Consider the following 7121-nt stretch of genomic DNA (forward strand, 5'->3'; position numbering starts at 1 on the left):
AAAAAGTTGTACAATCTCTAGCTTCAGGTTCTTTGTTATATATACTTAGTTGGCTAGAAAAATCATATTTCTGATTATTGCCTCTAACTTTTAATTTACGGAATTTTAAAGTCCATTTTATTACTACTTGAATAGTTCTATTCATTCTTAATCATTTTCCAAATTCACTGCAAATATTTTCTTTAGATTGGTTTAAATATTCTCTAAATTTGTAATTATACCAGATATTTTTATCAATTTCTGATAACTATTACATTTTAAATTTGCAACAGCCCAAAAGTATTTCTACCGAATATCGTATTATTTTTGGGAGAATTTTATTTACTTATTAATTTCCTTTTCTAGTTCTTTAAGAACTTTTATAATCTCTTCAAAGTTTGGATAGTCTCCATAAATCATTTCAGCCATAGCATTATAATCTTTTTCTATTTCAGAAAATCGGTATCCACTTGGAACTAATCTCAATCTACCATTTAATGCTTCTTCATACCTTGCCCACTTTCTAGGGTAGAATTTCATTTTAAATTCAGTCACTTTCTTTAATAAACCCTTGTCCTCCAAGGCATTGTTTTTAAAATCTGAATATGCTATTTTATATAGGTCATAAAAGTGTCTTGCATACCTATGCGGCATAGGAGAAGATTCTGGTCTATTTGCTTCGTGATGAAGTATAGTTGCCTTTTCCCAAAATGTTCTTTCTGCTGATACTGTTCTTATATTAGTTTTTTCTTTAAATACATTTGGATATGCTTCTCCAATTATTGGCAAGATTTCCACTTTAATTGCAGGTGTCCATGCTGCAAGGCTTCCTATTTCAAGCCTTATATTTTGTGTTAAATAATTAGATTCAAAGATTTTAGGATATTTACATAGAATTGTTTGTTGGTCTATTGTATCTATTGAAAATTCAAAGTCCATGTCCTTTAAATCTTGTTCTAAAACTTTTAAAAATTTATCTCTTAAAAATACTTCTGTCTTTTCATTAACTTCTTTATTAAATTTATTTTGCTTGGTATTTGACCTTTCTAACCATGGTTCTTTTTCTTCATATCCTAATACTCGCCAATCTAAGATTAGATCTATATCTTCAGAAAATCTTTCTATAAGTCCAAAACACTTTGAAAGTGATGTGCCACCTTTAAAAGTAAAATATTCTTTCCATTTATTTTCATTAAATAGATAGTCTAAGATAAAAGTTACCCAATAGTCTTTTTCGATGACTGCTTCAGATATATTTTTCTTTCTTGCAGTACTGACTATTAAAACTCTTAAATCATCTTTGTTTTCTATATAAAACTTATTCATCTTTATCCTCACAAATTTCCCTTATTACTTCATATATCCATGCTGGCACTGATTTTGATTCATTCATTAAGTCTGTTCTTTCTTTTTCAGTCAGGTTTTCTCTAATTTTTTCTATAACTTTATCACTTATATTTTCTTTGCCCAAAGACTTGATTGCCTGAATAACTGTTGCAGTCTTTAGGGACATATTAGCAATTTCTCCTGGATTTACTTTTTTAAATTCTAAAATGGTATCTCCAATTTTATATTCCTTGTATCTTCCACTAGATATATATTTATAGTGAGTGGGTACTTGTGTTGAAAGTCCTAATAAGTTTAAGGCTGTGCTATTATATGGTGCAATATTCCAATTGTATTTTCTTGCTATAGCAAGTGCTAACTCGTGAATTGATACTGCTTCGTACTCTCCAATTAATACTCTATATCTTGGATTGTAATAAAAGCCATCAATGACACGCTTAATTTTTCTTTCATTAACCATTCTATTCAATGTCTTTCTAGCAGTTTCATACGAAGTAATATCTAAAAAGTCATTAGCAAAAAATACTTTATATGAGTCAAAATCATTTATTTTATCTGATATTTTTTCTGTATATGAACTCATTACACTCCTCCTTCGTCCCAAATATCATATCATATCTGGGACAAAAATTCAATTGTATTTAAATTTAATATTCTTATAATAGTTCATTAGATTCATCTTCTGCACAATTGCCTATCAAAACACTTCTCATAGAATTTCACCATAAAATTTTTCTTTATTATTTTTAACTACACCTAAAATACCTTTGTAATAATTAGCTATTGCAATATATAAAAATTCATCATTTACTTCATTGTAATTTCCAACAACAACATTGTTCAGTTTTAGTTTCTTCTAAAATTAAATTGTATACTCCCTTAGTTGTCTCATTCCATGCATACCCAATGCTTGCTATCATCGTTAATACAGCACAAACATTAAAATAGACTTCTTAATTTTTTACTTCTCATTTTATTATTGTTTGGTTTACACTTATATTTTATTTAAAAAAAAGACCCCATAATGCATATGAGATCTCATTATCATTACTTACGAATTAATTTATTAACTATTTCTTTTAATTCTTTAATTTCTTGTCCTTGTTTATCTATCTTTTCATCACGTTTTCTATTTTCTTCTTTTAATTGTTCTATAACCTTATCCTTATCATTAACACTACCCATCATAACTCCAGCTCCTATACCAAAGGCAAGATTACCCTTACTATTAACTGCTCCACTTAGTTTGTATGTAAAGTTTTGCTTGTCATTTGTTCCACTAAAGCCTACTGCTACTGCATGAGAACCTCCATAGTATCCATATGATGCAGCTAAATTAAACTTTCTATCTCCACTTACTTGTGGTAAGTTTGCCATTGCTACAGCATTTGCTACCCCACCTAATGTGAAGTCTATTTTTTTATCTACTTCTGTTTTATTATAGTAATTATCTTTTATATATTTTTCATTTGCACCTTGATTTTGTATACTCTTTTGGACTTTCTTTAATTGTGCAACTGTTACTGCTTCATCATCTTCTGCACCATCTGCTAGACCTTGAATTCTTCTTTTTGCTTTATATACTGTTTCATTTCCTTTATCATCTTTATATACATATTCACCACCAACAGCTAATGCATAAACATCTTTTGTATCTTGATTTGTTAAATATCCTTTATTTTTAATTTCTTTAGTAGTACTAAATGCTCCTAATGCTAATGAATTATTCATATTTACGCTACTAAAATATCCACCTATAATTGAACTATTTGCTGCATTTTTAATATTTGATGCATAACCTTGAATATATGAATTTTCACTGTTTCCTATTTCATTTGATTTTCCTTGTATATGTGAATTTTCAGAATTTAATATTTTATTATAATCTCCAAAAATATAGTTTGAATCTTTTGTAGTTGAATTTTTTGTGGTATCAATAGTATTATCATCATTATTTATTTCACTTCCATATCCTTCAATATGTGAATAAGCACTATTCTTTATATTATTATCATCACCATGAATAAATGCATTTTGTCCCTTTACAACTTTATTTCTAAATCCAAAAACTTGTGAATGACTACTTAAGTCTTCAACTGTATTTTCACTTCCATTAATACTTGAAAATGAACTTCCATTCAATTCATTATTATGACCTAAAACATTTGAATATTCACTAAATGCTGCCTTATTATCATAACCAATAATACTTGAAGCATAATTACGATCTAGGTTATTTCTATTACCTTGAATAAAAGCAAATTGGCTATCAGTAACTTTATTATCATTACCTACAAGCATTATACCATCATTATTATTATATTTTCCTTTATTTAAGATTTCATTATTATTCCCTAACATCAAAGAGTTGTTACCAATTTCAAATGTATTATTATTCCCTATTAAAAAATTATGAAATCCTGTCTTTACCTTATGTCCAAAACCAAATAAAAAATTTTCAAAAGAATTTTCAGTTAAATTTGAAAAATCTTTTTCTCCATTTATTATTATATTTCCATTATTGTCTACTGCATAATTTAATTTAGGTTCTGTTGCTAAGCATAAAGCACTTAGAAAACAACTAAATAAAATAATCTTCTTCATTCATATCATCTCCCTCTTAATATTACCCCCCCCCATTTATTTTTCAAGACTTTTTTCATACTTTATTTAACCTTTTTTAACATAAAAAAAATGAAGCCCACAACACCTTGTAGTACTTCATCTTCCGTATATCCTTATTTATTAACTATTTATTCATTAATTTTTTAATAACTTCTTTTAACTCTTGATTTTCTTTTTCTAATTTATTTAATCTTTCTTCAAAATTAGGACCTTTATTAACACTACCCATCATAACTCCAGCTCCTATACCAAAGGCAAGATTTCCTTTACTATTAACTGCTCCGCTTAGTTTGTATGTAAAGTTTTGCTTGTCATTTGTTCCACTAAAGCCTACTGCTACTGCATGAGATCCTCCATAGTATCCATATGATGCAGCTAAATTAAACTTTCTATCTCCACCTACTTGTGGTAAGTTTACCATTGCTACTGCATTTGCTACTCCACCTAATGTGAAGTCTATTTTTTTATCTACTTCTGGTTTAGTATAGTAATTTTCAGCTGAAAAAGAATTAGCTTTAACATATTCTTTTAATTGTGATACGTTTACTGCATCTGTATCATCTGTACCAGCTTTAACATATTTAATTTGTCTAGTTGTTTTATCATTACCAATTGATACTGCATTTTCTATTGCTTTAGAGCCATTACCTATTACTATTGCGTTATTTACATCAGTATTTGTTATATTAGATCCTAATATTATATTATTATTCACACTACTTTTATTCTTTTCTCCAAGCTTAACATTAGAACCAAATACTGCATTACCTTGACCTATAACTAAATTATCATTACCTTTTATGATATTTCCAATAAAATCAGGTTTAGACTTATTTTCAGCTATATTCACTTTAGGAGTATTATCTGGTTTGGGTTCTTCTTCTGTAAATATTTTTAACATATTTTCACATTCATCTATTGATCTTTGCATAGCAGATTCACTTTTACCATGATTATTACTAGCTCTTTTTACAACTTTCTCTACTTCTTCTAATATTTCTTCTTTTTTTTCATTATTTGATTTTAAAAATTTTTCACTTTCTTTAACTATGTCTCCTGTGCAATCAATTAATATGCTTAATTTTGAATATAATTCATTAAATTTTGTTTCAGTTTCATCATTTTTTATATATCTACCAAAAATTATTGAGTTATTTTTTATTAGTTTTTTTTCAACACCATTCCACCATATTATTTTACCTTTTTTATCTTTAAGTTCAATATTTCCAACTTTTTCTCCTTCTTTTATAGAGAAAATTTTTATATTAGTTTGCCCATATTCATCTGAAAAAGCAGTATATACTTTATACTCTCTAGTTGCCTTATTAATAGGATCAGGATAGATTTTATTATTATTCCCAAATACTAAATTATTATCTATTCTAGAATTTTCTCCACCAACCTTATTTTTATAACCATGAACTTGGTTATTATTTCCATAAATATAGTTATCGTTACCTATTGAATATGTATTACTTCCATCAACCCAAGTATTTTCACCAAAATAGTAGCTATTTTCTCCATTATATGCTTCCTTCCATTTTCCTTCTTCCTCAGCAAAAGAAAAAATACCTAAAATTAAAAGTATACTTATTACTATCTTATTCTTCATTTTTATACACCCTTTCTAGTATTACATATATAGTACCCCCCCCCGTACTTTTTTGTCAAGTATTTGTTACTGAATTTAAATATATACTGTATTTTTTTGTTCATATGAAAAATTTATATATATTTTTTTAATATTCAAAAACCCCTCGGGTGACTAATCCCAAGGGGTAGAAAAAACAATTATATATCAAACGTGTTGATAACTATTTCCATTCATATTTTAAGTTTAAGCTTGTCTTAACTTGAGTATCTGTATACTTAAATTCTTTTCCAACTACCTTAAATTTAACTGGAGTTTCTACACTTCCTTTTAATGTTAATGTGTCAGTTGGTTTGTATTCAGCTGATACTTTTGGAGTTAGTGTTAATGTAGGTTCAGTAACAGTACCATTAATTCCTTTATGTACAAATAATGATAGATTAACATTAGCTTCAGGACTTACTGTAAATTTGTCTGTTACGCTATAGTCATATTTAGCGTTTGCATCAAATACAAAGTAGCCTTTTGTTACTACAACAGATTCTTTTGTATTTTCTTTTGTAACAAATGATGTTTTACCTGTATTTCCAGCTAATAAAGATTTACCTGTTAATGTTAATTTGTCATTTAACATCTTGTATTCTGTAACTAATTCAGTTCCATACATTATTTGGTCTTTATTATCATTTATATGTACATGAGAAACAAAAGGTTTTGCAGATAATGTTAAGTGTTTAACACCTTTGTATGTTCCTTTTAATTCATATGAGTGTATATATCTAGCATTTCCTTTTTCAAATAGTTTAGTTTCTAAAACTTTATAGTCATCTATTTCTTCTGCAGATATATTCTTCTTAAATGTAACTTTACCTTCAAGTTCAAGATCTTTTACAGCATCATATTTTGCTGATACTTCACCTGAAACATAGTCTACAGCTTCTGCAGCTTTGTGATTTTCTGCAAGTTTTCTGTAGTCATGTTTAATTTCAACATTTGCTTTTACATCTTTTAATCCTTTAACGAATACATCTTTCTTTTCTTCGCTTTCAACGAATAATTTGTGAGTTGATTTAACATCTGTTCCATAATTAACGTTAGCTGTTTTTTGTACAAATGGGAAGTTAGTCTTTGATTGTAAACCAAATGTTAATCCTTCATACATATAGCTTACTTGTCCTTCAAGTTCTGCTGATCCTTTATCTGTAACTGTACCTATAAACTTAGGTTCAGCTGTTGCTTTAACATATGACTTAACTCCTTTTAATTCAGGTAATTCATATTTAGCCCATACTTTAGAATGATCTAAGAAATCTGCTTTTTTATCAGCTTTACTTAATTCAAGATCTTCAGCTTTAAAGTCTCCACCAAAGCTAAATCCTGTTCCTTCTACTTTAACTTCTGTTTTAACTCCTGTTTTCTTTGCTACAAATTTTGGATTTTCATTTTTTACAAATGTAGCTTCATTTTCGTTATATGCTTCAACTGATCCAGTTGTTCCAGCTATTGCAACCATTGATGCAACTAAGCTAGTTAGTAATAATGTCTTTTTCATAATTTTTCTCCTTTTTAAAAAATATTT

At 27.8% G+C, this 7121-nt stretch carries 5 protein-coding genes; all 5 read right to left on the minus strand.

Going from position 1 to position 7121, the window contains the following annotated elements; all coding sequences use genetic code 11:
• Window positions 1-321: 321 nt before the first annotated feature.
• The 5 genes from IMK15_RS04860 to IMK15_RS04880 all read right to left on the minus strand — a co-directional run bounded on the left by IMK15_RS04860 (window position 322) and on the right by IMK15_RS04880 (window position 7094).
• Window positions 322-1305, minus strand: coding sequence for a nucleotidyl transferase AbiEii/AbiGii toxin family protein (locus tag IMK15_RS04860; RefSeq protein WP_192942090.1), 984 nt, complete (start codon window positions 1303-1305; stop codon window positions 322-324).
• Entirely contained in the window at window positions 1298-1909 is a 612-nt protein-coding gene (locus IMK15_RS04865; RefSeq protein WP_192942091.1) for a DUF6088 family protein, read from the minus strand. The genes IMK15_RS04860 and IMK15_RS04865 overlap by 8 nt, the downstream gene beginning before the upstream one ends.
• Before the next feature lie 464 nt (window positions 1910-2373).
• Window positions 2374-3930 (minus strand): YadA family autotransporter adhesin, encoded by a 1557-nt coding sequence (locus IMK15_RS04870; protein WP_192942092.1) that lies wholly within the window; start codon window positions 3928-3930, stop codon window positions 2374-2376.
• A gap of 145 nt (window positions 3931-4075) precedes the next feature.
• Entirely contained in the window at window positions 4076-5563 is a 1488-nt protein-coding gene (locus IMK15_RS04875; protein WP_192942093.1) for a YadA-like family protein, read from the minus strand.
• Window positions 5564-5765: 202 nt separating this feature from the next.
• Entirely contained in the window at window positions 5766-7094 is a 1329-nt protein-coding gene (locus tag IMK15_RS04880) for a hypothetical protein (protein ID WP_192942094.1), read from the minus strand.
• Window positions 7095-7121: the final 27 nt, after the last annotated feature.

It is taken from the genome of Sneathia sp. DSM 16631 (genome assembly GCF_014892235.1).
In the GTDB taxonomy this organism is placed as follows: Bacteria; Fusobacteriota; Fusobacteriia; order Fusobacteriales; family Leptotrichiaceae; genus Sneathia; species Sneathia vaginalis.